General features: G+C 63.3%; 28 protein-coding genes and 1 tRNA gene. 18 read left to right on the top strand and 11 right to left on the bottom strand.

All coding sequences use genetic code 11. The features are described from left to right. Positions 1-21 precede the first annotated feature (21 nt). Positions 22-837 (bottom strand): SDR family NAD(P)-dependent oxidoreductase, encoded by an 816-nt coding sequence (locus tag ABLE71_RS13570; RefSeq protein WP_348783969.1) that lies wholly within the window; start codon positions 835-837, stop codon positions 22-24. Between the two features lie 233 nt (positions 838-1,070). Between ABLE71_RS13570 and ABLE71_RS13565 the strand changes: the two genes are divergently transcribed. The 6 genes from ABLE71_RS13565 (at position 1,071) to ABLE71_RS13540 (ending at position 5,785) form a co-directional block, all read left to right on the top strand. Further along, on the top strand, positions 1,071-2,105 hold the full coding sequence (locus tag ABLE71_RS13565) for a cysteine synthase A (RefSeq protein WP_348783968.1): 1,035 nt from the start codon (positions 1,071-1,073) through the stop codon (positions 2,103-2,105). Next, positions 2,105-2,845 (top strand): alanyl-tRNA editing protein, encoded by a 741-nt coding sequence (locus ABLE71_RS13560; RefSeq protein WP_348783967.1) that lies wholly within the window; start codon positions 2,105-2,107, stop codon positions 2,843-2,845. The genes ABLE71_RS13565 and ABLE71_RS13560 overlap by 1 nt, the downstream gene beginning before the upstream one ends. 77 nt (positions 2,846-2,922) lie before the next feature. Then, a complete protein-coding gene (sseA, locus tag ABLE71_RS13555) occupies positions 2,923-3,771 on the top strand; it encodes a 3-mercaptopyruvate sulfurtransferase (protein WP_348783966.1) in 849 nt (282 codons plus the stop codon). A 2-nt stretch (positions 3,772-3,773) separates the two neighbouring features. Then, on the top strand, positions 3,774-4,340 hold the full coding sequence (locus ABLE71_RS13550) for a GNAT family N-acetyltransferase (protein WP_348784479.1): 567 nt from the start codon (positions 3,774-3,776) through the stop codon (positions 4,338-4,340). A 93-nt stretch (positions 4,341-4,433) separates the two neighbouring features. Then, a complete protein-coding gene (gene dapB, locus ABLE71_RS13545; RefSeq protein WP_348783965.1) occupies positions 4,434-5,240 on the top strand; it encodes a 4-hydroxy-tetrahydrodipicolinate reductase in 807 nt (268 codons plus the stop codon). Between the two features lie 74 nt (positions 5,241-5,314). Next, positions 5,315-5,785, top strand: coding sequence for a DUF1203 domain-containing protein (locus ABLE71_RS13540; protein ID WP_348783964.1), 471 nt, complete (start codon positions 5,315-5,317; stop codon positions 5,783-5,785). A 175-nt stretch (positions 5,786-5,960) separates the two neighbouring features. Here the strand turns inward: ABLE71_RS13540 and ABLE71_RS13535 are convergent, their stop codons facing one another. After that, complete coding sequence (locus ABLE71_RS13535; RefSeq protein WP_348783963.1) at positions 5,961-7,286, bottom strand: outer membrane beta-barrel protein; 1,326 nt, start codon at positions 7,284-7,286, stop codon at positions 5,961-5,963. Positions 7,287-7,545: 259 nt separating this feature from the next. Further along, positions 7,546-8,661: an alanine dehydrogenase gene (gene ald / locus ABLE71_RS13530; RefSeq protein WP_348783962.1), complete on the bottom strand. Its 1,116-nt coding sequence runs from the start codon at positions 8,659-8,661 to the stop codon at positions 7,546-7,548. Positions 8,662-8,818: 157 nt separating this feature from the next. On the opposite strand from ald, the gene ABLE71_RS13525 reads away from it, so the two are divergent. Together ABLE71_RS13525 and ABLE71_RS13520 are read left to right on the top strand one after the other, a co-directional pair. Continuing rightward, the gene (locus ABLE71_RS13525) at positions 8,819-9,292 is read left to right on the top strand and encodes an Lrp/AsnC family transcriptional regulator (RefSeq protein WP_348783961.1); all 474 of its coding nucleotides are present in this window, start codon (positions 8,819-8,821) and stop codon (positions 9,290-9,292) included. Between the two features lie 83 nt (positions 9,293-9,375). Then, positions 9,376-10,692, top strand: coding sequence for a TIR domain-containing protein (locus tag ABLE71_RS13520; RefSeq protein ID WP_348783960.1), 1,317 nt, complete (start codon positions 9,376-9,378; stop codon positions 10,690-10,692). Positions 10,693-10,707: 15 nt separating this feature from the next. Here ABLE71_RS13520 and ABLE71_RS13515 read toward each other — a convergent pair whose 3' ends face one another. Continuing rightward, positions 10,708-11,274: a 5-formyltetrahydrofolate cyclo-ligase gene (locus ABLE71_RS13515; protein WP_348783959.1), complete on the bottom strand. Its 567-nt coding sequence runs from the start codon at positions 11,272-11,274 to the stop codon at positions 10,708-10,710. A 242-nt stretch (positions 11,275-11,516) separates the two neighbouring features. Here ABLE71_RS13515 and ABLE71_RS13510 point away from each other — a divergent pair, with 242 nt between their 5' ends. The 4 genes from ABLE71_RS13510 (at position 11,517) to ABLE71_RS13495 (ending at position 15,309) form a co-directional block, all read left to right on the top strand. Then, positions 11,517-12,209, top strand: a complete 693-nt coding sequence (locus ABLE71_RS13510; RefSeq protein ID WP_348783958.1) for a toll/interleukin-1 receptor domain-containing protein — start codon at positions 11,517-11,519, stop codon at positions 12,207-12,209. Positions 12,210-12,552: 343 nt separating this feature from the next. Next, positions 12,553-14,544, top strand: a complete 1,992-nt coding sequence (locus tag ABLE71_RS13505; RefSeq protein WP_348783957.1) for a bifunctional 2',3'-cyclic-nucleotide 2'-phosphodiesterase/3'-nucleotidase — start codon at positions 12,553-12,555, stop codon at positions 14,542-14,544. Positions 14,545-14,675: 131 nt separating this feature from the next. Then, positions 14,676-14,804, top strand: coding sequence for a hypothetical protein (locus tag ABLE71_RS13500; RefSeq protein ID WP_348783956.1), 129 nt, complete (start codon positions 14,676-14,678; stop codon positions 14,802-14,804). 193 nt (positions 14,805-14,997) lie between these two features. After that, complete coding sequence (locus tag ABLE71_RS13495) at positions 14,998-15,309, top strand: Dabb family protein (RefSeq protein WP_348783955.1); 312 nt, start codon at positions 14,998-15,000, stop codon at positions 15,307-15,309. On the opposite strand, the gene ABLE71_RS13490 is transcribed toward ABLE71_RS13495, so the two are convergent. Continuing rightward, positions 15,281-15,979: a methyltransferase domain-containing protein gene (locus ABLE71_RS13490; protein ID WP_348783954.1), complete on the bottom strand. Its 699-nt coding sequence runs from the start codon at positions 15,977-15,979 to the stop codon at positions 15,281-15,283. The genes ABLE71_RS13495 and ABLE71_RS13490 overlap by 29 nt on opposite strands. Before the next feature lie 684 nt (positions 15,980-16,663). On the opposite strand from ABLE71_RS13490, the gene ABLE71_RS13485 reads away from it, so the two are divergent. Next, positions 16,664-17,554, top strand: a complete 891-nt coding sequence (locus ABLE71_RS13485; RefSeq protein ID WP_348783953.1) for a bile acid:sodium symporter family protein — start codon at positions 16,664-16,666, stop codon at positions 17,552-17,554. A 139-nt stretch (positions 17,555-17,693) separates the two neighbouring features. Then, positions 17,694-18,866, top strand: a complete 1,173-nt coding sequence (locus ABLE71_RS13480; RefSeq protein WP_348783952.1) for a magnesium transporter — start codon at positions 17,694-17,696, stop codon at positions 18,864-18,866. A 48-nt stretch (positions 18,867-18,914) separates the two neighbouring features. On the opposite strand, the gene ABLE71_RS13475 is transcribed toward ABLE71_RS13480, so the two are convergent. After that, positions 18,915-18,990 (bottom strand) — tRNA-Asn (locus ABLE71_RS13475). Positions 18,991-19,190: 200 nt separating this feature from the next. Here ABLE71_RS13475 and ABLE71_RS13470 point away from each other — a divergent pair. Then, positions 19,191-19,475 (top strand): hypothetical protein, encoded by a 285-nt coding sequence (locus tag ABLE71_RS13470; protein ID WP_348784478.1) that lies wholly within the window; start codon positions 19,191-19,193, stop codon positions 19,473-19,475. Here the strand turns inward: ABLE71_RS13470 and ABLE71_RS13465 are convergent. After that, positions 19,472-20,068: a hypothetical protein gene (locus ABLE71_RS13465; RefSeq protein ID WP_348783951.1), complete on the bottom strand. Its 597-nt coding sequence runs from the start codon at positions 20,066-20,068 to the stop codon at positions 19,472-19,474. The genes ABLE71_RS13470 and ABLE71_RS13465 overlap by 4 nt on opposite strands. Before the next feature lie 123 nt (positions 20,069-20,191). Here ABLE71_RS13465 and cysE point away from each other — a divergent pair, with 123 nt between their 5' ends. Together cysE and ABLE71_RS13455 are read left to right on the top strand one after the other, a co-directional pair. After that, on the top strand, positions 20,192-21,040 hold the full coding sequence (cysE, locus tag ABLE71_RS13460; RefSeq protein ID WP_348783950.1) for a serine O-acetyltransferase: 849 nt from the start codon (positions 20,192-20,194) through the stop codon (positions 21,038-21,040). Between the two features lie 150 nt (positions 21,041-21,190). Next, complete coding sequence (locus ABLE71_RS13455; protein ID WP_348783949.1) at positions 21,191-21,394, top strand: DUF3126 family protein; 204 nt, start codon at positions 21,191-21,193, stop codon at positions 21,392-21,394. 43 nt (positions 21,395-21,437) lie between these two features. Here ABLE71_RS13455 and ABLE71_RS13450 read toward each other — a convergent pair whose 3' ends face one another. Next, positions 21,438-22,112: a hypothetical protein gene (locus tag ABLE71_RS13450; RefSeq protein ID WP_348784477.1), complete on the bottom strand. Its 675-nt coding sequence runs from the start codon at positions 22,110-22,112 to the stop codon at positions 21,438-21,440. A gap of 225 nt (positions 22,113-22,337) precedes the next feature. Here ABLE71_RS13450 and ABLE71_RS13445 point away from each other — a divergent pair, with 225 nt between their 5' ends. Then, positions 22,338-22,868 carry a gamma carbonic anhydrase family protein gene (locus ABLE71_RS13445; protein WP_348783948.1) on the top strand — a complete coding sequence of 177 codons (531 nt, stop codon included), beginning with the start codon at positions 22,338-22,340 and terminating at the stop codon, positions 22,866-22,868. A gap of 129 nt (positions 22,869-22,997) precedes the next feature. Here the strand turns inward: ABLE71_RS13445 and ABLE71_RS13440 are convergent, their stop codons facing one another. From ABLE71_RS13440 to ABLE71_RS13430, 3 genes are all read right to left on the bottom strand, one after another. Further along, positions 22,998-23,606: a transglutaminase-like cysteine peptidase gene (locus ABLE71_RS13440; RefSeq protein WP_348783947.1), complete on the bottom strand. Its 609-nt coding sequence runs from the start codon at positions 23,604-23,606 to the stop codon at positions 22,998-23,000. 247 nt (positions 23,607-23,853) lie between these two features. Beyond that, entirely contained in the window at positions 23,854-24,471 is a 618-nt protein-coding gene (locus ABLE71_RS13435) for a PilZ domain-containing protein (RefSeq protein ID WP_348783946.1), read from the bottom strand. 118 nt (positions 24,472-24,589) lie between these two features. Then, the gene (locus ABLE71_RS13430) at positions 24,590-25,225 is read right to left on the bottom strand and encodes a PAS domain-containing protein (RefSeq protein WP_348783945.1); all 636 of its coding nucleotides are present in this window, start codon (positions 25,223-25,225) and stop codon (positions 24,590-24,592) included. Positions 25,226-25,508: the final 283 nt, after the last annotated feature.

Below are 25,508 nucleotides of genomic sequence, written 5' to 3'. Positions count from 1 at the left end.
CTGCCTACGCCCGGCAGTGGGCTATTCCCGCGTCCTGCCCGGCATCAGAGGGTAGCCTCGCCAGCGCGTGGCGTAGTTCATGAAAGCGAACAGCGGCCCGTGTGGCCAGGCACGCAGGAATTTCAGCCCCCAGGTCAGTCGCCAGGGGAAGGTGGTCTCGTAGCCGCCCGACCGGATCGCCTTCACCATGCGCCGCGAGGCCTTCTCGACCGGCATCAGCGCCGGCATCAGATGGATGTTCTTCCGGGCGAGAGGCGTGTCGACGAAGCCCGGATTGATGATCTGGATGCGGATGTTCATCTTCTTGAAATCGTAGCGCAGCGCGTCGGCCATATTGTTCAGCGCCGCCTTGGTGGCGCCGTAGGCCGCGAGCGTCGGCCAGCCGAAATAGGCGGTTACCGAGCCCATCACCACGACATGGCCGCGGCTGCGCTTCTGCATGCGGGCGACCGCAGGAATGAGGCCGTGCAGCACGCCGAAGACGTTGACTTCGTAAGTCTTGCGAAAGTTCGCCAGGTTGAGCGCTTCGCCGTGCATGGGGATGTAGACGCCGGCATTGAAGACGGCGAGCATGATCGGGCCCGCCTGGCTCTCGATGGCGTCGACGGTCGCGGCCATGCCTGCCTCGTCCGTGACGTCGCAATAGAAGGGCACGATCTTGCCCGGCAGACCGGCGGCGGCCTCGATCACCGGCTCGATAGGGTCCTCCACGCGCGAGGTGACGGCAACGGTCCAGCCTTCGCCGGCGAGATCAAGCGCGAGTTGGCGGCCGATGCCGGTGCTGCCGCCGGTTATCCAGCAAACGCCATGTTTCGGATCGGCCCTGTAGATCGCCATGTGTCCCGCACCGCTGCTTCAATCGTGAAGCAACCTCCTGACCGATGGCGCGAGCTAATGCAATATGCCGCGCCGCACCTTCCCGACGTGACCACGCTTCACGGGAGCCGGTTTCCGCGCAAGCCAGTACCCCGACGAGTATGCGGCCAGGGAATTTCTTTGCTTGAAAGGCGAGGTTCGGGTTTCTAGAACCGGGGCGGTCGCGCCCGCCCGCAAGCAGGGGAAAGATTGATATGCACCGTTCGGTGATCGATACGATCGGCAACACGCCGCTGATCCGGCTGAAGCGCGCGTCCGAAGAGACGGGCTGCGAGATCCTCGGCAAGGCCGAGTTCATGAATCCGGGCCAGTCGGTGAAGGATCGCGCCGGCCTTTTCATCATCCGAGACGCGGAAGCGAGGGGCCTGCTCAAGCCCGGCGGGGTGATTGTGGAAGGCACGGCCGGCAATACCGGGATCGGGCTGACGGTGGTGGCCAAGGCGCTCGGCTATCGCACCGTGATCGTGATCCCCGACACGCAGAGCCAGGAGAAGAAGGACGCGCTGCGCGTGCTGGGCGCCGAGCTGATCGAGGTGCCGGCGGTACCCTACAAGAACCCGAACAACTACGTGAAGGTGTCGGGGCGGCTTGCCGAGCAGCTGGCCAAGAGCGAGCCTAACGGTGCGGTCTGGGCGAACCAGTTCGACAATATCGCCAACCGCGACGGCCATATCCGCACCACAGCGCAGGAGATATGGACGCAGACGGAGGGCAAGGTGGACGGGTTCGTCTCGGCCGTAGGCACGGGCGGCACGCTCGCGGGTGTGGCGGCCGGGCTCAAGGAAAAGAGCAAGGCGGTGAAGATCGCGCTTGCCGATCCGCTGGGGGCGGCGCTCCACAGCTTCTACACGGAAGGCGTGCTCAAGGCCGAGGGCTCGTCGATTACCGAAGGCATAGGGCAGGGGCGCATCACCGCCAATCTCGAAGGGTTCACGCCCGACTTTTCCTGGCAGGTCACCGACGAGGAGGCGCTGCCGATCGTCTTCGACCTGGTGCAGGAGGAGGGCATGTGCCTCGGCGGCTCGACTGGCATCAACATCGCCGGCGCGATAAGGCTGGCCAGGGAGATCGGGCCGGGGCATACGATCGTCACCATCCTCTGCGACCACGGAACGCGCTACCAGTCGAAGCTGTTCAATCCGGCTTTCCTGCGCGAGAAGAACCTGCCGGTGCCGGACTGGATGGACCGCACGCCTGACATCGCGGTGCCCTACGAGCAGGTCGACTGATGGCATTCGTCACCGAAGCGCTATTCCGCGAGGACGGCTATCTCGCGCAGGCGGAGGCGGCGGTCGTGGCCGTCAACGAGCGCGGCGGGATCATCCTCGACCGCACAGTGTTCTACGCCACTTCGGGCGGCCAGCCTGGCGACACCGGAAAGGTGGCGGTGGCGGACGGGCGGGTTGTGGACATCGCCGCCACCATCACCGGCGAGACCAAGGACGAGATCATCCATGTGCCGGCGGCGGATTCGTGGCTGAAGCCGGGCGACCGGGTGAAGCTTGCGATAGACTGGGAGCGACGGCTGAAACTGATGCGCATGCACACGGCCTGCCACCTGCTGACGGTGGTGTGTCCGTTTCCGATTACCGGCGCGGCGGTCGCCGAGGACGACAGCCGCGTCGACTTCGACATTCCCGACGCCGGCTTCACCAAGGAAGACGTGACGGCAAAGCTGATGGAGCTCGTGCGCGCCGACCACCCGGTATCGACGCGCTGGATCACCGACGAGGCGCTCGCCGCGAACCCGACGCTGGTGAAGTCGAAGAACGTGCGTCCGCCTGTTGGCACAGGGCGGATCAGGCTGGTGCTGATTGGCGATAACGGCTCGGTCGACAGCCAGCCCTGCGGCGGCACACATGTGCGCTCGACGGCGGAAGTCGGCGAGATCCATATCGGCAAGATCGAGAAGAAGGGCCGCGAGAACCGGCGGTTTCGCATCCGGTTCGGGCCGGCGCCGACGCAGTGATCGTCGCCATTTCACTTTTCGGCTCGATGTTCTAAGCAGGACGCAGGAACGCGCAGACGCGCTTTTTGGAGAGCCGGATGGCCGAGAACGGAGCCTTCACGATCGACGCGGACTGGCTGCAAAGCCGGCTCGGAACCCCCGGCATCTCCATCGTCGACGCCTCCTGGTACCTGCCGGCGCAGGGGCGCGACGCGAAGGCCGAATACGAGGCGGCGCACATTCCAGGCGCCATCTTCTTCGACCAGGACGCAGTGGTTGCGCTGCACTCGGAGTTGCCGCACGCGCTGCCGGATCCGGCGACCTTCGCGCGCCATGCCGGGTCAATGGGCATCTCGGCAGACGACACGATCGTGGTCTATGACGGGCCGGGCATGTTCTCGGCTCCGCGCGTCTGGTGGATGTTCCGCATCATGGGCGTTTTCCAGGTCTATCTGCTCGACGGCGGCTTCGACCGGTGGAAGGCGGCTGGGCGGCCGGTGACCTCGGAGCAGACCAGGATCGCGCCCAACATCTTTCACGTTGATTTCGACGCGTCGCGCGTGGCCTCGCTTGACGACATGAAGAAGATCGTGGCGACCGGCGAAAGCCAGATCGCCGATGCGCGGCCGACTGGCCGCTTTACGGGCGAGGATCCGGAGCCTCGGGCAGGCGTGCGCGGCGGGCATATGCCGGGCGCAAGAAGCCTGCCCGCGTCGACACTGTCGAAGGACGGCAAGTTGCTACCGCCGGAGGAACTGAAGAAGCGCTTCGAAGAAGCCGGCGTCGACCTTTCCAAGCCGGTGGTGACGTCCTGCGGCTCCGGCATCACGGCGGCGGTGATTACGTTGGCGCTGGAGACGCTTGGCCATTCGGCCAACCGGCTCTATGACGGCTCGTGGACGGAATGGGGCGGGCGTTCCGACACGCCGGTCGTGAAGGGCAAGTGAGCATGGATACGGTTGCCGAACGGCTGGAACCGATTCCGGTCACCGTGACATTCCTGGAGATGAAGAGACCACCGGCGGGCTATGCGCATGTGCCGGTCAACCGCAACGTCGCGCTGATCAAGACGCGCGACATGCCGCTCCACTACTACCGCTACCTGACGGACCGCGTCGGGCGCAAATGGCACTGGGTCAACGTCCTGAGGCTCTCCGACGAGGAACTGGCCAATAAGATCCACAAACCGGGACGCGACATCAGGGTGCTCTATCTCGACGGCGCGCCGGCGGGCTTTTTCGACATCAATCCATTGCGCCCGGACGAGACCGAGATTGCCTATTTCGGCATGATGGAACATGCGACGGGCCTCGGGCTCGGGCGCTGGTTCCTGGGCGCGGCGATCGAGGCGGCATGGGCGACCGGGCCAAAGCAGGTCGTCGTGCAGACCTGCACGCTCGACCATCCGGCCGCGCTGCCGCTCTACCAGAAACTCGGCTTCTCGCCGGTCGGGCAGAAGCGCGAGGAGGTGCATCCGCTGCCGTTCGAGGAGCGGGCTGCCAGCGTGATGAGATGAACCGGCCGTTCAGTTGATTTTCGCGGCGCGCTCCGGCGGCACCTATTCGCCCGAGCAACAGGCGCTTCGGCTTGCCGAAAGAAGGGAGCGACAATGACAATCAGGGTGGTGATGGCGGGCGCGACGGGCTGGGTCGGCAGGGCGATGATCCCGGTCATCTCGGCACAGAACGACATGGCCTTGGCGGGGGCCGTTGCGCGCAACGCGGCAGGGCAGGACAGCGGCTCAGCACTCGGGCTGACGCCCAATGGCACGATCGTCTCCGCGACACTGGAGGCGGCGCTGGCTGCGCTATCGGATGTGGTGGTCGACTACACCAAGCCCGACGTGGTCAAGCAGAACACGCTGCTTGCGATCTCGAAGGGCCGGCATGTGGTGATCGGCACGTCGGGCTTAAGCGCCGCCGATTATGCGGAGATCGACAAGGCCGCGAAGGCCAAGGGCGTTGGCGTGCTCGCAGCCGGCAATTTCTCCATCACCGCTACGCTGATGAAGCGGTTCGCGCTGATGGCGGCCAAATACGTGCCTGATGTCGAGATCATCGACTATGCCAGCGCCAAGAAGCCGGACGCGCCGTCCGGCACCGCGCGAGAACTCGCCGAGGCGCTCGCTGCCGTACGCGGCGCCTCGACCGCAAGGCCGGTGGCCGACGTGCTCGGCGTGCCCGAAACGCGCGGGGCGGCTGTCGGGGCAGGGGCCGGCGTGCAGGTGCACGCGCTCAGGCTGCCCTCCTACATCCTCTCCTGCGAGGCGCTGTTCGGGCTGCCGGACGAGCGGCTGACGATTCGCCACGACGCCGGTTCTTCGGCGGCGCCATATGTGGCGGGTACGCTGCTCGCCATTCGCGAGGTCGGCAACATCAAGGGGCTGGTGCGAGGGCTCGACGCGCTGATGGACTGACGGCAGGAATCGGGTGGCTGCCGCTATGGCAGCACGCTACGTCCCGGGTCTCCAACGACAGGGAGATCCACCGCATGAAACCCGTATTCAAGGCATTGCCCACCGACGAGGTTCGCGCGCTGCAGGCCGGCGGAGCCGACGCCTACGGCAGGACGCCGGAACGTAGAGTTTCCGATGGAGACGGAGTGCCGTGCCGGCACTGCCTGAAGAACGTTGATGCGGAAGAGGCCTACCTCGTGCTCGCATACCGGCCGTTCCCTGCGTTGCAACCCTATGCCGAAACCGGCCCGATCTTCCTGCATGCGGAGCCATGCGAACGGGCGCGGGAGTCCGACATACTGCCGGAGCTTTTCGGCCGGACCGCGGCCTATATCGTGCGGGGATACGACGCCGACGACCGGATCGTCTACGGCACCGGCGCGGTGGTGCCGACGGCAGATATCCCGGAACGCGCCGGGGAACTGCTGGCGCGGGGCGACATTGCCTACCTGCACATGCGCTCTGCCAAGAACAATTGCTACCAGTGCAGGATCGAGCGCGGCTGACCGTCGTCCGAAAATGACGGCCGCCAAACCGCTATGCTGGCTCGGCCGCGCCGCATAGGTACATCCGCCCGGAGCCGACGCCGATGTTCCGAGGGCGGGTATGAACCCCGCCTCACATAGAAAAAGCCCGCCGCGGAGACCGCGACGGGCTTTTGAGTCGGGACGCTCGGTTGCGTCAGTTGAACTTATACTTGGCGGTGATGCGCGCCGTCTGCATGGACGTCTCCACGTCCAGCCCATCGAGGTCGAGATCGGCATCCTCGAACTGGGTGTAACGGTACTCGAAGCCGACCGTCATGTTCGCGGTGACAGCTGTTTCGAGGCCGCCGCCGATGCTGAAGCCGTCGACATCCCATTCGGCGATGTCTTCGCTTCCCGCGCCGGTGGCCGAAGCTTCGACCTCGAAGTTCTGCCAGCTGTAGCCGCCGAGGACGTAGGCGAGGGTGGATTCGTTCACCTTCATGCCGGCGCGGGCGAGGATGTCGAAGCCGTAGTCCGCCTTGGCGTCGAAGTTGAGGCTGCCGAGTCCAAAATCCAATTCGAGTTCGCTCTTGCCGTTGCCATAGTGTGCGTCGACCATGATACCGGCGACGAAGTTGCCGAAGTCGTAGTCATAGCCGGCGTTGATCTCGCCGCGGACGCCTTCGCCGCCGATACCGTCCAGCGATCCGCCGTCGATAGACAGTTCGGTCACGGCCGCGCCGGCAGCGCCGGCGACGCCAACGTAGAAGCCAGTCCAGCTGTAGGCGGGGGTCTCGATCGGAGCGCCGCCGCCGTTGTCGGCGCCGAACTTGTAATTCACGCCGAGAAGGAAGGTGTGTACCGAAGGCTCGACATCGATATCGACGTCTCCATCCTCGTCCTCAAAGGTGAAGACCGTTTCGTCGCCATAATTGGCGTAGCGGTATTCCGTCTTAAGGGTCCATGCGCCACCGAGCACGGTTTCCATGCCGACGCCGACCACGTAGCCGTCGCGATCCTCTTCGAAGTCAAAAGGTACTGCGCCCCCAAAGAGACTTCCGTCCAGTTCGAAACGCTGCCAAGTGTAGCCGGCAAGAGCATAGCCCAGCGTGGTCGGGTTGAAGAGATAGCCGACGCGACCTCCGACATCGAAGCCGTATTTGTTCTCCAGATTCGCATTGATCAAGTCGCCGCCATCCAGCTCGGGGCCGATGTTGCCGAAATGCGCATCAGCGAAAGCGCCAATCAGGAAGCGCGGCGAAACCATATAGTCATAGCCGATCGTCAGCTCGCCGAAGACGCCTTCGCCGCCGATACCGTTGAGCGAAACACTGTCGATGAACCCTGTGACCCCTCCGAGGTTGTTCACGCTGACGTCGTGAACCACCGCGCCGACACCGATGCCTGCGCCGATATAGAGGCCGCTCCAGTTGTAGCCTGCCGGCACGTCAACGACGACTACCGGGTCGGCCGCATGGGCAACGGTTGCCAGCGCCGCGAAAGAAACCGCGCCCAGAAGGACCTTTGTGTACTTTGTCATAGTATCCACCGCCTTGAAATTGGTTGGTTGTAATCTAGGACGGCTAGATGGACTTGGCTGTAACCAGATTGCCACAGTGGATACTGCTCAGGTTTGAGAAGCAGCTAATACAATAAGTATTTCAAGCGCTTTGCTGCGTCAGCGGATGTGTCGCTCAATGCGTCCATTTATTTTACTGGAGAGTATCGTGGCGGAAAAGCCACAACCCACGGTATCGCCCTCCCGTGGCATCGAAGCGGCTTCAGCAATTTTCGCCGACTCAGGCGGCGAGGGCCGCTTTCGGCTCCGCCATCTCGTAACCGAGCGCCTCGGCGACGGCGCGGTTGGTGACGCGGCCCTTGTGGACGTTCAGGCCGTTCCTCAGATGCGGGTCGTCCAGGATCGCCTTGATGCCCTTGTCGGCCAGCTGGAGGCCGTAATGGAGCGTGGCGTTGTTCAGTGCATGCGCTGACGTCACCGGGACCGCGCCCGGCATGTTGGCGACGCAATAGTGGATGATGCCGTCGACCTCGTAGGTCGGCTCGGCGTGGGTGGTGGCGTGGGAGGTCTCGAAGCAGCCGCCCTGATCGATGGCGACGTCGACTAGGACCGCGCCCTTCTTCATGCCCGACAGCATTTCGCGCGTCACCAGCTTGGGGGCCGCAGCGCCCGGGATGAGCACCGCGCCGACCACGATGTCGGCCGAGAAGCATTCTTCCTCCAGCGCCTCGATGCTGGAATAGCGGGTGTGGACGCGGCCGTTGAAGATGTCGTCGAGCTGGCGCAGACGCGGGATCGAGCGGTCGATGATCGTGACGTCGGCGCCGAGCCCGGCGGCCATCTTCGCCGCATGAAGGCCGACGACGCCGCCGCCGAGAACCGCGACCTTGCCCGGCAGCACGCCCGGCACGCCGCCGAGCAGAACGCCACGGCCGCCATTGGCCTTCTGCAGCGCGGTGGCGCCGGCCTGGATCGACAGGCGGCCGGCGACTTCCGACATCGGCGCCAGCAGCGGGAGGCCGCCGCGGTCGTCGGTGACCGTCTCGTAGGCGATGGCAGTGACGCCGGAGGCGAGCAGGCCCTGCGTCTGGTCCGGATCTGGAGCGAGGTGGAGGTAGGTGTAGAGGATCTGGCCGTCGCGCAGCTGGACCCACTCGTTGGCCTGCGGCTCCTTGACCTTGACGATCATGTCCGACTTGGCGAACACGTCCTCGGCCGTCCTGGCGATCGTCGCGCCGGCGGCGCGGTATGCGTTGTCGTCGGCGCCGATGCCTGAGCCCGCGCCGGTCTCGACCAGCACTTCATGGCCATGGGCGACATATTCGCGGACGGCGCCCGGCGTCAGGCCGACGCGGTATTCGTGGTTCTTGATTTCCTTCGGGCAGCCGACGCGCATCTCATGATCTCCAGTTGGCCTTACGCGGCCTTGTTCCCTGCATATCGGCATTTGAGCAGAAATCGCGTCGAACGTGTTTGCGAATGCCGTTGCGCATAACGGCTTTGGGCGTTAATCGTTGCGCGAAACCGCAGTTCATTCGAAGGAAATTCGAACATTGTCGCTGGATAGGATCGATATCGCCATTCTGGAGTCGCTGCAGAAGGACGGCCGCATGCCCAATGCGGCACTTGCCGAGAAGGTCGGCCTGTCGCAGTCGGCCTGCTCGCGCCGGCTCGACAATCTCGAAAAATCGGGGGTCATCCGCGGCTACCACGCGCGGCTTTCCAACGCCGCGCTGGGCCACCAGATGACGGCGATCGTCCATATCTCGCTGTCGGGCCAGTTCGAGAAGACGCTGTCGGAATTCGAGGCGGCGGTGAAGCGCTGTCCCAACATCCTGTCCTGCCACCTGATGTCGGGCGAATACGACTACATATTGCGCATCGCGGCCAAGGACCTGCAGGACTATGAACGCATCCACAAGGAGTGGCTGACCGCCATGCCGCATGTGACCAAGATCAACTCGTCCTTCGCGCTGCGCGAGATCGTCGACCGCACCGCGATGGGGATGAAGCCGGAACTGGCGTGAGATCGAGCGCCTGGGCCGGAATGTTGCCGCGGATGATGGCGGAGGTGTAGTACACTGTCGGCAGGGCGATTTCGGGCGATCGAATGTGGGACGTCTTCATCAGCTATGCGCGCGTGGACAGGGACTACGCGCAACGACTGTGCGAGGCGCTGCGCGGCCGCGGCGTGTCGGTCTGGTGGGATTGGGAACTGGTGGGCGGGGAGAATTTCCGCAACCGGATCCGCAGCGTCATCGACGCCACCCCGCGGGTCGTCGTCCTCTGGTCTCGGGAGTCGGTCAATTCGGCATTCGTCATCGACGAGGCGTCGGAAGCCAAGAAACAGAACAAGCTGGTGCCCCTGTCGATCGACGGCAGTTCGCCGCCGTTCGGGTTCGGCGACCTGCACACGATCGCGGCCGGGGACATCGACCTTTGCCTCGACCAGATCGTCGCCGCGCTGCGGGGCGACAAGGCTCCGGCGAAGAAGGCCATCCCGCAGATCAGCCGTGGGCGGGTCACGCGCCGCTCCGTGGTGGCGGCAGCAGGCGTCTTGCTGCTGGCGCTGGCCGGGGCGTGGGCGTATTCCGGCGGCCCTGTCCCCGGCCAGGGCTGGTGGAAGAAGAACTTAGCGGGCAGCGAGCGGAAGTCCCGCCCGTCACGCCTGGCGCTGGTCATTGGAAACCAGAACTATCGCAACATCGCCAAGCTTCTGAATCCGCTACGCGACGCCGACGCCGTTGCGGCCGCGCTGGAACAGCGCGGGTTCACCGTCATCAAGAAGGGCGACATGGACGCCGAAGGCCTCGCCCAGGCGATCAAGACCTTTGAGACGACGTTGTCCGTGAGTGGCGGGGTCGGGGTCTTCTACTATGCCGGGAACGCGGTCAATCTGGACGGAGAGGACATTCTGGTCCCGGTCGACGCAGTGTACGACAGCGCCGCGCGGACGGTGAAGGGGGGAATCAACCTGACGGCGCTGCAGCAGGAGATCAAGGCGGAGTCGCCGCTGGCCGAGAAGGACGACGGCATGTACGTCATCTATTCGGCGTCCAAGGGGCAGGCGTCGTCCGACGGAAAGCCCGGCCAGCATTCACCGTTCGCGAAGGCGTTCCTCGAGGTCCTGCAGACATCGGCGGACGACATTGTCGGGACCTACGACCTGATTTTCAAAAAGATGTCCGAGCCGGTCGTCGAAGACGAGGAAGAGCCTGCCGAAACCGGGCGGAAAAACATCGTTCGCCTCGGCAAGAGCTCGTTGAAGAAGCCGCAGCGGCCGCAAGTCCCGTATTTCGAGAAGCGCAGCGCGACGAAGTTCGTATTCAACGACGATTCGTTTGACGGCGGCATAGGCGTGTTGCGGATCCTTATCGTGGATTCCGCACGCGACGATCCGATGGGGACGAAGGTCGCTTCGCAGTAGTCGTCGCTTCGCAGTTCACGCTTCCGTCACGATCCGATCCATCGGAATATCGTGCGGCTGAGGGTGGATGGTGGGGATGCGCTGCGTCTCGTAGCCGACACCGATGACAAGCGGTTTTTGCGGCAGCGCGGCCAGCGTGCGGTCGAAGAAGCCGCCGCCGTATCCCAGGCGGTAGTTCCGCGGATCGACGCCGACGAGGGGGGCGATGACGATGTCGGGCATGACGGGATCGCCTTCGGCGGGAATCGGGATGTTCCAGACGCCCTTCTCGAGGCGGTCGCCCGGACGGTAGGCGCGAAATATCAGCGGCTGCGCCTTTTCCACCACGACGGGCAAGGCGGGCGTGCCGCCGCGCGCGGCGAGCGAAGCCAGCCAGGGGCGCAGGTCGGGCTCGCCGCGAAACGGCCAGTACAGGCTGACGATGCGGCCCGATACGTCTGCGACGATGGCGTCGAGCTGCGTGGCGATCCTCGCGGACATGGCGGCCCGCGCCTCGGCCGGGACCGCCAGCCGGGCAGCGATCAGGCGCTCGCGCTCGGTTTTCCGCCAGCGGGCGATTTCGGGCCAGGTTGGCGGTGTCATCGACGCCGCACCTGGTTGGAAGCGAGTTCGTGCATGAAAATGGGGAGCGCCCAGTGGCCGAGATCAACGGCAAGTTCGACTTATGAGGCTCCCATATCCCCGCGGGGCGCGGTACGCCCTGCCGGGTGCGACATTAAATGTTGCACAATCGAACTCCGATCTGGCAGCAACAGAGTACGGGAGTTCACGGCAAACACATTGTGCGCTATCTTGGCTCATTATACCCAGCCGGGCGGCTACTGTTGTTCGATGTATTCATAAGCTATGCGAGAGAAGATGCGGCACATGCCAAGCGTCTTTACGACGCGTTGTGTGCTCGCGGACTTACCGTTTGGTGGGATGGCAGCTTGCTCGGCGGTCAGGATTTCCGGAAGAGTATCCCGGACATTCTACGCGGGGTAAAGCGAGTCGTCGTTATATGGTCGAAGAACTCGGTTGGGTCCGACTTCGTGAGAGACGAGGCGGATGCGGCAAGACAGGACGGCAAACTGGTCCCGATCTCCATCGACGACGCAGCCCCGCCGATGGGTTTTCGAGGCATCCATACGATCAAGGCGAAGTCGATCGATGAGTCGATCGACTCGATTGTTGCGGCAATTGATTCTCGTCCATTTACCGCCACGAAAGTCGCGCGTTGGCGGATTGCGTTGTTAGCATGGCATAGGCCCGTGCTGCTAACACTCGCGGGGGTCGGGATCGGGGTAGCTAGCTATCATTTCTTGGGAAAGGCCCCCCAGCAAACGATAAAAATGGACGAACTAGTTGAAGTGCCTGGCACGACATCGCTTGTTGACGTCTTTGCACGGATCGACAGCCCGGCGCGCCCAGGAATACGCAACAATATCGACAGCAAGTTTCTGAAAAGTGGTGATAAAGTCTATGAAATAAGACAGATTGAAATAAGACAGATTGAATTCATAGTTCTCCCTCGATGACGTCGCATAATATGGCCTAAGGATGTCCGGTCGTTGTTGTTCGCGTTGGCTGCGGTGACCTCGAATACACACAGGTTCTATAGGGCTCAACCAAATTGCAGCCGTTCGCTTGCGGCGTCCGAAGATCGCGTGTGAGAGCAGCGGCATCTGCTGCGTAACGTCTCCGGTCAGGGAAGTGCCCGGCTGAACACGCAGTGTGACGGGTACGAAAGCGCGGCCAGCGGTTAAGACCCGGCAAAGGGTCATGCCGGCGTCACCTGGCCATGCTGGACTTGGCGAAGTTTCGGCGCGAAACTCTTCGCCGGGACTGTCTTTCCCATCCGAGTTTCCCGAGGAGAAAACCATGCCGGAGATGCTTCACCCAATGTCACGCCGGTCATTCCTGGCCGCTTCCGCCGCAGCGGGCGCGCTGGTGGTGTTGCATCCGTTCTCGGCGCGGGCGCAAGCCAACCAGGCGCATCTCAGGATCATGGAGACCACGGACCTGCACGTCCACGTGTTCCCCTACGACTATTACGCCGACAAGCCGAACGACACGATGGGCCTGGCGCGCACGGCGACCATCATCGACGCCATCCGCGCCGAGGCGACCAACTCGATCCTGGTCGACAATGGCGACTTCCTGCAGGGCAACCCGATGGGCGACTACATCGCCTACGAGCGCGGCATGAAGGAGGGCGACGTCCACCCCGTCGTCAAGGCGATGAACACGCTGGGCTACGACTGCTCGACGCTCGGCAACCACGAGTTCAACTACGGGCTGGACTTCATGTTCAAGGTGCTGGCGGGCTCGAACTTCCCGTTCGTCTGCGCCAATCTGACGAAGGGCCAGCTCGCTTCCGATCCAACCAAGGACGAGTTGTTCCTGAAGCCCTACGTGATCGTCGACAAGACGATCAAGGATGGAAGCGGCGACGAGCACCCGATCCGCATCGGGCTGATCGGCTTCGTGCCGCCGCAGATCATGACCTGGGATTCGCGCCACCTGACCGGAAAGGCGATGACCCGCGACATCGTCAAGGCAGGAGAGGCCTGGGTGCCGCGGATGAAGGAAGAGGGCGCCGACATCATCATCGCGCTGTCGCATTCGGGCATGGGCGAGCCGGGCTATGTCGAGATGGCGGAGAACGCATCGCTGGCGCTCGCCATGGTGCCAGGCATCGACGCCATCGTCACCGGCCACAGCCATCTCGACTTCCCCGGACCGAAGTTCCAAGGGAAGGACGGCACGGACATGCCGGGGCTCGATGGCGCCAAAGGCCTGGTCAACGGCAAGCCGGGGGTGATGGGCGGCTTCTGGGGCTCGCATCTCGGCCTGATCGACCTGATGCTCGAGCGGGACGGCAATGACTGGAAGGTGGTCGGCTCGACCGCCGAGGCGCGGCCGATCTCCAAGCGCGTCGACGGCAAGACGCAGGCGCTGGTCGAAAGCAAGACCGAGGTCGAGAACGCTGCCAAGGCCGAGCACGAAGCGACGCTTGCCTATGTGCGCACGCCGGTCGGCAAGACTTCCGCACCGCTGCATTCCTATTTCGCGCTGGTTGCCGACGACCCGTCCGTGCAGATCGTCTCGCAGGCGCAGACCTGGTATATCAAGGACATGCTGAAGGACACCGAGCACAAGGATTTGCCGGTGCTTTCGGCGGCGGCCCCCTTCAAGGCCGGTGGGCGCGGCGGGGCGGACTATTATACCGACGTTCCGGCCGGCGACGTGGCGATCAAGAACGTCGCCGATCTGTATCTTTATCCCAACACGGTGCAGGCGGTGGCGATATCAGGCGCGCAGGTGAAGGAATGGCTGGAGATGTCGGCCGGCATCTTCAACCGGATCGAGAAGGGCAAGGCCGACCAGCCGCTGATCAACCTCGACTTCCCGTCCTACAATTTCGATGTGATCGACGGCGTGACCTACAGGATCGACCTGTCGCAGCCGCCGAAATACGGGCCGAAGGGTGAGGTGCTGAACGCGAGTTCGAGCCGCATCGTCGATCTCATGTTCGACGGCAAGCCTATCGATCCGTCGCAGAAGTTCGTGGTGGCGTCGAACAACTACCGCGCGGGCGGCGGCGGCAATTTCCCCGAGATCAATGCCTCGAAGGTGATTTTCCAGGCGCCGGACACCAACCGGGACGTGATCGTGCGGTTCATCCTCGAGCAAGGCACGATCAATCCATCCGCGGACGCCAACTGGAGCTTTGCGCCGGTCGAGGGCGCGACGGTGATCTTCGAGACCGGGCCGAAGGCGAAGGACCACATTGCCGGCGTGAAGGCGGTGAAGATCGAGCCGGCGGGGGATGGAGCAGAGGGATTCGCGAAATACCGGATCGCACTGTGATTCCTGGCGCCCACCTTCGACAGCGGCTCGCGCTGACCTGAATTGCTGTCGGCGCGGAATGACGCCGCAACGCCACAGCTTGCCTGCGGGATTGAAAAGGCGGATGATTCCGTCAGCCAAGGGAGCAGGCCATGCGCTACGTCATCGGAATCTGCATCGTGACCGCGTTCCTCATCTGGGACTTCGGCTACAATGAGGGCCGATACATCACCTATGGCGTTATGGAGCTGAAGCGCCTCACCGCAATTGTCGGCGCGTAGGCTTTGTTTTTGCCGCAGTTCCAGACGGAAGCCCGGTTTCCAGTCTTCTCGTAATTGCTCCAGCGCCGGCGCGTAAATTCGTCACGGTTGACCTCGGCGGCAAGCCGACACAAAAGACGCCTCGCGAGCGTCAAGCGCTTTCGCGCCCGAATACCGGTTCCGACGGTTCGGGATCATGCTTCCGGAGGCGGATTTGATCAGGCACATCGTGTTTTTCAGCGCGAAGCGGCAGGAGGATGTCGAGGCGATGCGCGCCGGGCTTACGGCGCTCGGCACGATACCGCATTCGAGCCTGTTCGAAGTGTCGCTCAACTCCAAGGTCGACCCGTTGTCCGACGAGATCGACGTCGTGGTCTATGCGGAATTTCCCGACGAAGCGGCACTCGCAGCCTACAAGGCGCATCCGACCTATGCGGAGACGACCGCCACGGTGCGGCCGCTGCGCGAGCTCAGGCTTTCGGCCGATATCGTGGCGGCTAATGACGCGGTCCAGAGAAGAGACTGACCGAACCGCCGAGCTTTTCGACGATCCAGCGGTGCCGTTCGGCCGAAAGCGGCAGCAGGAACGCGCCTTCCCACTCGCCGGTCACCGGATCCTGCCCGCGATAGGCTAGCACTACCTGATCGGGAATATACGCGGCGAAGCGCTTCGCCACGTCGGCGCCGTAGACGCGCCAGTGGCCGTGCTTCTCGGGCTTGGGGAAACCCCAGTCGCGGCTGGCCTGCTCGCGGAACGGATCGGGGAAGGCGAGGTAGAGCAACCCGTCGGGCTTGGCGATGCGCAGCAGCTCCTTGAGCGCGGCGCGGTCGTCGCCGACATGCTCCAGCACATGCGAGCAGATGACAATGTCATAGGCCGCATCGGGCCGATCGATTGCCTGGATGTCCAGCCCGCCCGGCTCGCCGTAGACGGAGAGTTCGTGCAAGGCGAACCATGACGGATCGACGGTGGGGTCGGGGCTGAACTGGATCGCCTTCCAGGCGGAGAAGCTGTCTGGCCCGAGCCTGTCGAACATGATGCGAAAGATACGGTGCCGCTCCAGCGACTGGCAGCCGGCGCAGCGGGGCATGGCGCCATTGGGCGAGGCGCGCCCCTTCGGTCCAGGGCCAAAAACGGCGCCACCGCAGATAGGGCATCGCGGCTTGTCGGGTCTGGGGACGGCGGTTGTGGTCATACTGGAATCCTTGCGGCTCAGGCGGACGGAACATGCCATCCGATATGGCGCAAGCGAAAAAAAAGGCGTTCAAACCTTTCGGTTTTTGAACGCCGCCGCATGGCCTATCTGCCGGGAGCTTGCGTATTCCGCTTCAACACATACGATCTGACGCGGTGTCGCAGTTGCCGGCTGCGTCGCTCGGGCCGTGGCGGACACGCGATCAGGGGCTGTCCTCGTATTCCCCGGGAACGCAGAGTCCGCTTTCAACCGCGCGCGGGTCGCATTGTTTCGGCTTCTCGTTGTAGTCAGGCTCCTTCGTCGCCTTTGTGCCCTGGCATCCGGCCAGGGCCAAGAACATCATCGCAAAGACCAAACGCATCGCTTCCCCTCGTGTGATTGGTCTGAAGCTATCACAAAGGATGCCGACGACCTATTCCCGCGGAGTGAGCGCAACCGCAGAAAAGAAAAGCGCCCGGCGAGGGAGGAGGTTCGCCGGGCGTCAACTAAGCGGCGCCGCGGGAGGAGGTGCAGCGCCGATATCCAGAATCTAGGTAGTGCTTAAAGATTCGGCAATAGGGCGATCTGCCTGACCTATGGGCAGATTGTCGCAGCCAATCGCAGCGGGAATCGTTCGGAACGCCGCGGGGTAAGGTTTCGGAGATTTATTCGAGGCAAGATGGGGTCCTGACTTCGGGGATGACCATGCAATCGAGTCTGACGCTTAGCATCGGCCTGCCGGTCGCCCTCGTCATCATCATGCTTGGGCTCGGCCTGTCGCTGCGCGTAGAGGATTTCACGCGGGTTCTTTCGCGGCCATGGCCGATCGTGGTTGGTCTTGTTTGCCAGGTGGCAATTCTGCCGGTCCTCTGCTTTGGGCTCGTCTACCTTGCCGATCTGCCGCCAGCGATAAGCGTCGGCATGATGCTTCTTGCCGCGAGCCCCGGCGGGACCTCCGCCGCCATCTACACCCATCTGGCGCGCGGCGACCTCGCCCTCAGCCTCATGCTGGCCGCGGTCACCTCCATGATCGCGCTGTTCAGCCTGCCGATCATCGTCAATCTTTCGCTGATGGCATTTTACGGCGAGATCAGCGCTGTCAGACTGGAAATCCGCCAGGTGCTGCAGATATTCGCCATCGCCATCGTGCCGACCCTGATCGGGGTTTTCATCCACAGCCGCTATCCGGCGGTAGCGCGGCTGCTCGATCGGCCGGTAAAGATCCTGGCGACCGTCTTCCTGGTCGCAGTGGTTCTGGGGGCGCTCATCGGCCAGTGGGAATTGCTGGTCGTGTGGGGACCGACCGTGGGCGCCGTTGCGCTGGTCTTCAATATTGCCAGCCTCCTGATCGGCTACTACGTGCCGCGCGCGCTCAAGATCGAGCGGCGCCAGGCGGTCGCGCTGGCGATGTCGATCGGCATCCACAACGCCGCGCTCGTCATCACGCTGGCGATGAGCGAACACATGCTGGGCAACCCGGAAATGGCCATCCCGCCCGCGGCCTACGGCGTAATCGCCTATATCGTAGCTGGAGCGTTCGTCTGGGTTCTCAACAGGCAGGCGCCGGTCCGGGTGGGAAATAGTCCGGCCTTGTAGCGGAAAACTGGCGCCGAACCATCAAGAAAAGGCGGCTGCGCGGCGATCCGGGCATCCATGTCTCTTGCCGAACCGCCTCACGCTGGGTCAACCTTACGAGACAGCCACGATGATGCGGCTTTGAGTCGGGAAGCATTCGATGAACAAGCAGGACGACATCGCAAGCCTGGTGCGGGCAGTTCGGGCGCGCGTGCCCATGGACGCGGCGCAGATGCTGTCCAAGGAAAGCCCCGAGCGGATCGGCGCGGTGTTCGCGGAACTGCCGCAGATACTGGCGGCGCACATCAAGGCCTATCTGCCGCCTGAATTGCGGTCGCAGGCCGCCGAGTCTTACGCCGAGGTTACCGAGAATACCGTGGCCGAGATGATGGAGCCGGCGCTCGCCGTGCTCCCGCAGACCACGACTATCCAGGAGGCGATCGCCTTTCTGCGAAATCACGAAGCGTCCCGGCAAATCACGTACATGTACGTCACCGATGCCGAGAAGAAGCTCGTCGGGTTGGTCGTGCTCCGCGACCTCATCCTGGCGGAGCCGGGCGAGACGCTTGAAGACATCATGCTGGCCGAGCCCTTCGCGCTGACGACGGATATGGACCTCGCCGAGGCCGACAAGGCGGCGATCCATAGGCACTATCCAGTCTACCCGGTCGTGGACGCAGACCGGAATGTGATCGGCGTGGTGCGGGGCTGGCGCCTGTTCGAGCGGCAGGCGATCGAGATCAGCGCGCAGTCGGGCCAGATGGTCGGTGTGGACAAGGAGGAGCGCCTCTACACGGGGATATGGCCAGCCTTCAAGATGCGCCATCCCTGGCTGCAGGTGAACCTGTTGACCGCTTTCGCCGCGGGCGCCGTGGTCAGTCTTTTCGAGGGCACTATCACGCAGATCGTGGCGCTTGCGGCCTTCCTGCCGATCCTTGCGGGTCAGAGCGGCAACACCGGGTGCCAGGCGCTGGCCATTACCCTTCGCGGCATGACGCTCGGCGACCTCAACCACTTCCCCGTGCGCAAGCTGATCACGAAGGAACTGCTTCTCGGGGCCATGAACGGCGTGCTGACGGGCATCGTCGCTGGCCTGGCGATGTATTGGACCGCGGGCGGCAGCCCGCACGAAGCGCTGCTGCTCGGCTTCGTCATCCTGCTCGCCATGACCGGCGCCTGCATGGCGTCGGGCCTGTTCGGGGTGCTGGTGCCGCTGACGCTGAGGCGAATGGGCGCCGATCCCTGTACGGCATCGAGCATCTTCCTCACCACCGGCACCGATATCGCCGGCATGGGGCTCATGCTGGGATTGGCGACCATGCTGGTGCTCTGATTCAGGCGCGTTGGTTGCCTATGTTTCCGGGCCTTACAAGAGGTAAAGTGGCTCCCTGAGCAGGACTCGAACCTGCGACCATTCGATTAACAGTCGAACGCTCTACCAGCTGAGCTATCAGGGAACAGGGCTCGCGTGAACGCGGGGTGCCTATAGCACACCTTTGGCGTTTGCAAAGAGGCGTCGGGACATTTTTCCCGCCCAGGCCGTCACGGGCTTGCTCGCAATTACCGCTGGAAGGCATCATATGCGCGTCTTGCGCGTTCATGTAGGTCGTTCGCGTAAGACCACAAGCCATCCCGCTGAACAATCCGCATGACCGGAATGACCGAAAAAGACAATCACCCCAATGCCTTGCCACGCCGCAAGATCCACCTGTTCGGCCGCAAGGTTTCACTGCCTCAGTCGCGCCCGGTGCGGATCACGATCGGATCGGGGCTCATGCTCTTCGGCGTGTTCGGATTTCTGCCCGTCCTCGGTTTCTGGATGATTCCGCTTGGACTGCTCGTCCTGTCGCATGACATTGCCTGGGCACGGCGCAACCGCAGGCGGCTGGCGGTCTGGTGGGAGCGGCGTCGCCGCAACGGGACGAATGGAAACGGCAGCTAGGCGAGGGCGGCAATCGAGCGGGCAATGTTCTTGCGGGCCTCGGCCTCGAAGCGCTGCCTGAAGGCTTGCGTGTGGAAGATCGCCGGGCGGGCGAGGAATTTTCGAAGCACGGCTGTACGGCCGGTCCGCCAGGCCTTGTCGTCGACCCAGGCATATTCACGTCTCACGGCGGCTTCGTAAGAATCGAACGCGTTCTTAGGCGCGCCGAGGATCGAAAGGTCCATGTCGAGGAAAAAGGTGGCGTCGCGCGTCGCCGCCGCGTCGCCGAGAGCAGGCAGGGCGTGGGTGGCCGTCGCCTCGATCATGGCCATGATACGCGACAGTCGCGTGGGCTCGGTGCGAGAGGACAATTTCTCGGCGGCGAGGGCGGCGCTCCTCGTTTCGTTGTCGCCGCGGCGGCTGTCATAAACCGCGTCATGGAACCAGATGGCCGCCTCGACGGCCTGCGGGTCGGCCAACTCGGCCCGGTATTCGCGGGCAAGCGCCAGAAGCGCCTCGACATGGGCGAGGCCGTGGTAGTGCCGGCCGGGCTGGCGATAGAGCGCCGAAAGCTCCATTTTGAGCGCCTCGCCGATCAAGGGTTCGTTTGCCATCGCGCCTTGAATCCCGATGAACCAATTCCATTTGAAAGAGCACTAAGGAAAATTGAGTTCAAACGTGCTAGCATTCGGCTTATAGAAACGCCGTTACAGCCGGTCGGCAATGGGAGCATATCGATGAATACGCTGAGCGTGGCGCGCAGCCCCAATCTTCAGCCGATCGATCCGATCTGGCGCTCCGTCCGTGACGAGGCCAACGAAGCCGTCGACCGCGATCCGCTGCTTGCCGCTTTCCTCTATTCGACGATCCTGAACCAGGAAAGCCTCGAGGACGCGGTGATCCACCGTCTTGCCGAGCGGCTGGCACATCAGGATCTCGGCGCGGACATCATCCGCCAGAGCTTCAAGGCGATGTCGAAGGCCAATCCGGAATGGAGCTCGATCGTACGCGTCGACATCCAGGCCTATTACGACCGCGACCCTGCCTGCGACCGCTTCCTGATGCCGGTGCTCTATTTCAAGGGGTTTCATGCGGTGCAGACGCACCGGCTGGCGCACTGGCTCTACAATGAAGGCCGCAAGGACTTCGCGCTGTACTTGCAGAGCCGCTCGTCCTCGGTATTCCAGACCGACATCAATCCCGCCGCCAGGATCGGCAAGGGCATCTTCATCGACCACGCGACCGGCTTGGTGGTCGGGGAGACGGCAGTCATCGAGGACGACGTCTCGATCCTGCACGGCGTGACACTGGGCGGCACCGGCAAGGCGGGCGGCGACCGCCATCCGAAAATCCGGCATGGCGTGCTGATCGGCGCCGGCGCGAAGATACTCGGCAACATCGAGGTAGGCCATTGCGCCAAGATCGCCGCGGGTTCGGTGGTGCTCGCCCCGGTGCCTCACAACAAGACGGTGGCCGGGGTGCCCGCGCGTGTCGTCGGCGAGAGCGGTTGCGATCACCCGTCGCGCCAGATGGACCAGTTGCTGCCCTCGCAGGCGATGGACCACGTCGTCAGCTTCGACATTTGAGCCGCCTGTTCTTTCCGATCCGGGCGAACGCGCTATGTCTTATTATGACGGTATGGTCGCCGTGCTGCCGGCTGGTGATGCCTGGCCAGCCTTTACAGCGTCCTCCCCGCCGTGCCAGAAGCGCGTCCAAGCCGAAATCGGAGAAAAGTTTTGAAGCCGGAAGAAATCAGAAAGCTCGCGGCCTACTTCAAGCGCGTGTTCCAGAATCCTGCTATCGACGTGAAGGCGCGTCCGCGCAAGGAAGACTCGGCCGAGGTCTATGTCGGCGACGAATTCATTGGCCTCGTCTACAAGGACGAGGAGGACGGCGACTACAATTTCTCGATGGCGATCCTCGACATCGACCTGAACTGAGAGGCGTCGCGCTGATTGCGCGTCCCCAGTTCCCCATCTCGCATCAGCCGCCGCTTCCAAGCATCGACGCCGCCCTGGCGCGGACTGCGGCGTCGAGCCGCGCCCAGTCGCCGAGGAGCTCCCTGGGAAAGCGGTAGGACAGGCTGAGATCGTCGCCGACATGGATGTCGCGCTCACACGGCGCGAGCGATTCATCCGCGCTTTCCCCGGCGAGACAGCGAGCGACAAAGGCCGTGCCGGCCGGCTCGGCGGCCACGGCCAGCACCTCGTTCAGGTAGCCGGACTTTTCGTTGAAGCGATAGAGCGTAGTGCCGCCGGGACCCTCGACGCCCGGACGGACCAGCATCGAGGCATAGATCGGATCGAGCCGGCCGCTCATGTCGCGCGACATGATCCGTTCTTCGAAGGAGAGGAAGATGATCGTGCGCGCGCCGTTGGCGTGGTTGAAGTCGTCACGGGCGGCATCGCTGTAGCCGTCGAGGCGAGGCCAGCGCAGATAGAGGTCGAGCCGGCTCGCGATTCCGTTGCGGCGCTGGCGGTCGAAGCGGATCGTATTGGCCGGGGCCGAAATCACGTTGTTGCCGATGACGATCTCGCGCAGCGTCGCGTCGTCGGTATGGCCGGCCAGCGCGATCGAACGGCCGAACCACTTGCCGCCGAGGCTGATGCCGAGCGACAGCAGCGCAAGCACCGCGAAGCCGTAGAATACTTTCATCATGAAGGAGCCATCGATCGCGTGGACGGTCTGCGAGTCCTTGGCAGGCGATGAGGCCAGTGACGATGAGGCCAGTGACGATGAGGCCGAGGACATGAGGCGATCTTCCCAGCAATCCGGCCTCACTCTTGCGTCGGCATGGTAAACGGATGGTAAAGACGCGCCGGCGGCTTGCATCGGACAGGGCGGTCCCCCTATCGTCGCAGCACCACAAGATCGAGGGAAACGATGCCGATCTACGCGATAGACGGAACAGCGCCTGTTTTTGTCGACCGAGCCAGCAACTGGATTGCGCCGGATGCGACACTGATCGGCAACATCCGGATCGGCCGCGACGTTTCGGTCTGGTTCGGCGTGGTGCTGCGCGGCGATAACGAACTCATCGAGATCGGCGACGATAGCAATATTCAGGAGCACACGATCATGCACACCGACCCCGGCTTTCCGCTGGCGGTCGGGCGCGGATGCACGATCGGCCATCGCGCGCTGCTGCACGGCTGCACGATCGGCGACAACAGCCTGATCGGCATGGGCGCGATCGTGCTCAACGGCGCCAGGATCGGCAACAATTCGCTGGTCGGTGCGGCAGCTCTGGTGACGGAAGGCAAGGAATTTCCCGACAATTCGTTGATTGTGGGATCGCCGGCGAAGGTGGTCCGAACGCTGGACGACGAGGCGATTGCGCGACTGCGCAGCTCTGCCGGGCACTACGTCCGCAACGGCAAGCGCTTCATCGAAGGATTGTCCGAACTCGGATGAAAAAGCGGAGCCGGCCCCGGGGACAAGGGGCCGGCTCCTGAACCCGGTCGTTGGGGACGGGGAGGGTGGGGACTCGACCGGGTTTTTCCGCCGAGGTGTCGCCCGTGGGCGAGACCTCTATCTGGTGGGCTACTTCACGCTACCAACCGCGACGGCGCCGCGGCTGTCGTCGATGGCGACCCAGGCGCCCGAACTCCGTTCCGACTGGCGTTTCAGATAGGTGTATTCGGTTTGCGACCACGCGAGTACGCGCGGTTCGAGATTGTCCAGGATGAAGTCGCCGCGGCTGGTGCGGACCGTGAGCACCGCATGGCCGTCGCCGTTCTTCTGGCGCGCCACCGTCATCAGCAGGTCGCCCGCCGGGACGCCCAGCGCCATCAGGCGGCGGCGCTTCTCGAGCGCATAGTCCTCGCAATCGCCGATATTGGTGGGGTAGGACCAGACTTCCTCCTTGCCCCACATCTCAATATCGGTGCGCGGCGTTACCGACGCGTTCACCGAATTGTTGATGTCGATCATCGCCGCCCAGAGCCGGCGCGTCAGTTCTACAGGCGCCTGTCTGGACGTCTTCTGCCGGCATTCCTCAGCCTCGCGCTGACAGAACTCGTAGTGGCCGACGGGCTGCGTGGTGCGGCCGCCCGTAGGCATGAAAGCCTGTCCGGCTTCGGCGACGCTTCCCAAGGCGCCGAACCCGATCGCCATCGCAAGGAGCAACGGCGTCCCCGCCCGCTTGATCATTGTGGTGTCTCCCCGTTCGAGGAGACAATGGCAGACGGCGATTTATTCGACGCAAAAACGAGCGGAGAATGTTGAATAAAATCAAGAACTAGTTGTAAAGAATTGAGAATAAAACGTGCAACGGTCTTGGTTAAAATTACCGGTGCAAGAGCGCTCGGCCCAAGCATTGCAAGGCTTGGCGCATGAGCCGCTACATCCGCGTCAGGTCATGCCGGCACATAAAAATATGTTTCCGACGGCTTCGTTTTCAGGAGAGGCGGCCGCCGAACTCGGTGTCGAGTGTCTCGGGGCGCTGGATGACGGCGAACTCGATGGCAAGTCCGTCTTCGAAATGACGCACCACCTGGCCGCGCATCGTGCCAAGCGTCACCTGTATGCCGATGGCTGGCTTGACCTCGATCTCGACCGCGGCGCCGGAAAGCGACAGGTCGATGATACGGCAAGGATACTGGCGTCCGTCGATCAACTGCAGAACGCTCATCGGGTTGCGCGGCGCGACGCGCTCGTGGCGGCGGTCTTCGGGCAGGTCCAGTTCGTGTTTGTTGGCGAGCCAGGTGAGCTGGGCGGCGAGCTTGTCCTTCTTGCGCTCCGACGCGATTACAGTCATAGCGAAGCCGTCCTGCAGGGTGCGCGTTACGACGCCCTCGACACGGCCGATATGATCGATATAGGCAATGATCTTCTCGCCAGGCTGGCCCATGCGATCGGTGCGCAACGAAACGTTCCCGGGCGACATGTCGATCACCTGGCAGGGATGCTCGGAGCGGTCTTCAAGCATGAAGCGGCCATAAATCTTCACGCGGACGCGTTGAAAATTCCGCCTTTCAGCCACGGACGGCGCATAGTCAATCGCCGCTGACCTCATCGCTTCCCCTCAACCTCCGCTGAAGACCTCCGCCGGGCGCGAAGATATACCGCCGACCGTAGCGGCAAAGAGGTTAACAAGCGGTAAGTTCGGTGCCCGGAAGGGTTACGAATCGGACTTATTGTCCTCGTCCGCCGTCGAACACGAGGAGGTGGCGGATCCTGCGTGAGCCGGCGGTTCGCACATCGCCCTCTGAAGGAAGCTCGCTCGGCGCGAGCGCCGGAACGCCGATCGCGGGACGGTTTTTGAGGAACATCGGTTCGCGGTCCGGATCGACCACGCGGACTGACTCGACCTGTGCTTCGACGATCGGATCGGCGCCGAGCCAGAACGGCTTGTGCTCGGCCGATATCGCACCCAGGCTACGCGGGCTGTCGATGCCGCCGTCCAGCGGCAGGATAACCATCTCGAACGCGTTAGAGCGCCCGTTGCGGCTGATCCCGTCGAAGGCGATGACGACGACGCTGTTCGATTCGAAGACGCCATGGGCAAGGCGGGCGACCAATCGCTGGTCCTTCTCGCGCCAAAGCGACGGGAAGGAGAAGCCCTTCAACTCGCGGCCATAGATGGCGCAGAGCCTCGTGCCCGCCAGGCGGAAGACTGCCTCGCCGCGCGTGTCCCTCTCGAGGATGAAGGTATCGGTGAGCAGAGTCTTGATGTCGGCCGGCTCGATCTCGGTGCGCTTGGGCGCCGGGCGGCCTTTGCGGAGGCGGTTCCAATAGTGGAACAGCGCAATCGATCCGTCCTGCTTCATACCACTAAGCTCCGCTCGTTCTGTCGTCAGGTGTGCCAACGGCGAACAGAATGGCGCCCTCCGATGACCTACATGCCGGGTGGAGCAGGATGCGTGCCAGCACGGTTTGCTGTTGTTCACGGCGCAGGGGCGTTAAGGTTAACGGTTGGTTTACGTTGCGCCCGAAATGCACCCATGACACACTAAATCCGGGGTTAGGACAGCACTTCCAGTCAAATTCTGGGGAGGGTCGGGGGACTCGACCAACCGTTCAGAGGAAACTCTGAACGGTTTTTTCTTTTGT

It is taken from the genome of Mesorhizobium sp. KR9-304 (assembly GCF_040049215.1).
In the GTDB taxonomy this organism is placed as follows: domain Bacteria; phylum Pseudomonadota; class Alphaproteobacteria; order Rhizobiales; family Rhizobiaceae; genus Mesorhizobium_K.
Note: the sequence above shows the minus strand (reverse complement) of the source record. Positions and strands in the feature narration are given on the sequence as shown.

What these genes read in the sequence shown, in the direction of transcription:
- ABLE71_RS13570 (WP_348783969.1), bottom strand. Translation starts at nt 837, where the DNA reads ATGGCGATCTACAGGGCCGATCCGAAACATGGCGTTTGCTGGATAACC.
- ABLE71_RS13565 (WP_348783968.1), top strand. Translation starts at nt 1,071, where the DNA reads ATGCACCGTTCGGTGATCGATACGATCGGCAACACGCCGCTGATCCGG.
- ABLE71_RS13560 (WP_348783967.1), top strand. Translation starts at nt 2,105, where the DNA reads ATGGCATTCGTCACCGAAGCGCTATTCCGCGAGGACGGCTATCTCGCG.
- sseA (WP_348783966.1), top strand. Translation starts at nt 2,923, where the DNA reads ATGGCCGAGAACGGAGCCTTCACGATCGACGCGGACTGGCTGCAAAGC.
- ABLE71_RS13550 (WP_348784479.1), top strand. Translation starts at nt 3,774, where the DNA reads ATGGATACGGTTGCCGAACGGCTGGAACCGATTCCGGTCACCGTGACA.
- dapB (WP_348783965.1), top strand. Translation starts at nt 4,434, where the DNA reads ATGACAATCAGGGTGGTGATGGCGGGCGCGACGGGCTGGGTCGGCAGG.
- ABLE71_RS13540 (WP_348783964.1), top strand. Translation starts at nt 5,315, where the DNA reads ATGAAACCCGTATTCAAGGCATTGCCCACCGACGAGGTTCGCGCGCTG.
- ABLE71_RS13535 (WP_348783963.1), bottom strand. Translation starts at nt 7,286, where the DNA reads ATGACAAAGTACACAAAGGTCCTTCTGGGCGCGGTTTCTTTCGCGGCG.
- ald (WP_348783962.1), bottom strand. Translation starts at nt 8,661, where the DNA reads ATGCGCGTCGGCTGCCCGAAGGAAATCAAGAACCACGAATACCGCGTC.
- ABLE71_RS13520 (WP_348783960.1), top strand. Translation starts at nt 9,376, where the DNA reads ATGTGGGACGTCTTCATCAGCTATGCGCGCGTGGACAGGGACTACGCG.
- ABLE71_RS13515 (WP_348783959.1), bottom strand. Translation starts at nt 11,274, where the DNA reads ATGACACCGCCAACCTGGCCCGAAATCGCCCGCTGGCGGAAAACCGAG.
- ABLE71_RS13505 (WP_348783957.1), top strand. Translation starts at nt 12,553, where the DNA reads ATGCCGGAGATGCTTCACCCAATGTCACGCCGGTCATTCCTGGCCGCT.
- ABLE71_RS13500 (WP_348783956.1), top strand. Translation starts at nt 14,676, where the DNA reads ATGCGCTACGTCATCGGAATCTGCATCGTGACCGCGTTCCTCATCTGG.
- ABLE71_RS13490 (WP_348783954.1), bottom strand. Translation starts at nt 15,979, where the DNA reads ATGACCACAACCGCCGTCCCCAGACCCGACAAGCCGCGATGCCCTATC.
- ABLE71_RS13485 (WP_348783953.1), top strand. Translation starts at nt 16,664, where the DNA reads ATGCAATCGAGTCTGACGCTTAGCATCGGCCTGCCGGTCGCCCTCGTC.
- ABLE71_RS13480 (WP_348783952.1), top strand. Translation starts at nt 17,694, where the DNA reads ATGAACAAGCAGGACGACATCGCAAGCCTGGTGCGGGCAGTTCGGGCG.
- ABLE71_RS13470 (WP_348784478.1), top strand. Translation starts at nt 19,191, where the DNA reads ATGACCGAAAAAGACAATCACCCCAATGCCTTGCCACGCCGCAAGATC.
- ABLE71_RS13465 (WP_348783951.1), bottom strand. Translation starts at nt 20,068, where the DNA reads ATGGCAAACGAACCCTTGATCGGCGAGGCGCTCAAAATGGAGCTTTCG.
- cysE (WP_348783950.1), top strand. Translation starts at nt 20,192, where the DNA reads ATGAATACGCTGAGCGTGGCGCGCAGCCCCAATCTTCAGCCGATCGAT.
- ABLE71_RS13450 (WP_348784477.1), bottom strand. Translation starts at nt 22,112, where the DNA reads ATGATGAAAGTATTCTACGGCTTCGCGGTGCTTGCGCTGCTGTCGCTC.
- ABLE71_RS13445 (WP_348783948.1), top strand. Translation starts at nt 22,338, where the DNA reads ATGCCGATCTACGCGATAGACGGAACAGCGCCTGTTTTTGTCGACCGA.
- ABLE71_RS13440 (WP_348783947.1), bottom strand. Translation starts at nt 23,606, where the DNA reads ATGATCAAGCGGGCGGGGACGCCGTTGCTCCTTGCGATGGCGATCGGG.
- ABLE71_RS13435 (WP_348783946.1), bottom strand. Translation starts at nt 24,471, where the DNA reads ATGAGGTCAGCGGCGATTGACTATGCGCCGTCCGTGGCTGAAAGGCGG.
- ABLE71_RS13430 (WP_348783945.1), bottom strand. Translation starts at nt 25,225, where the DNA reads ATGAAGCAGGACGGATCGATTGCGCTGTTCCACTATTGGAACCGCCTC.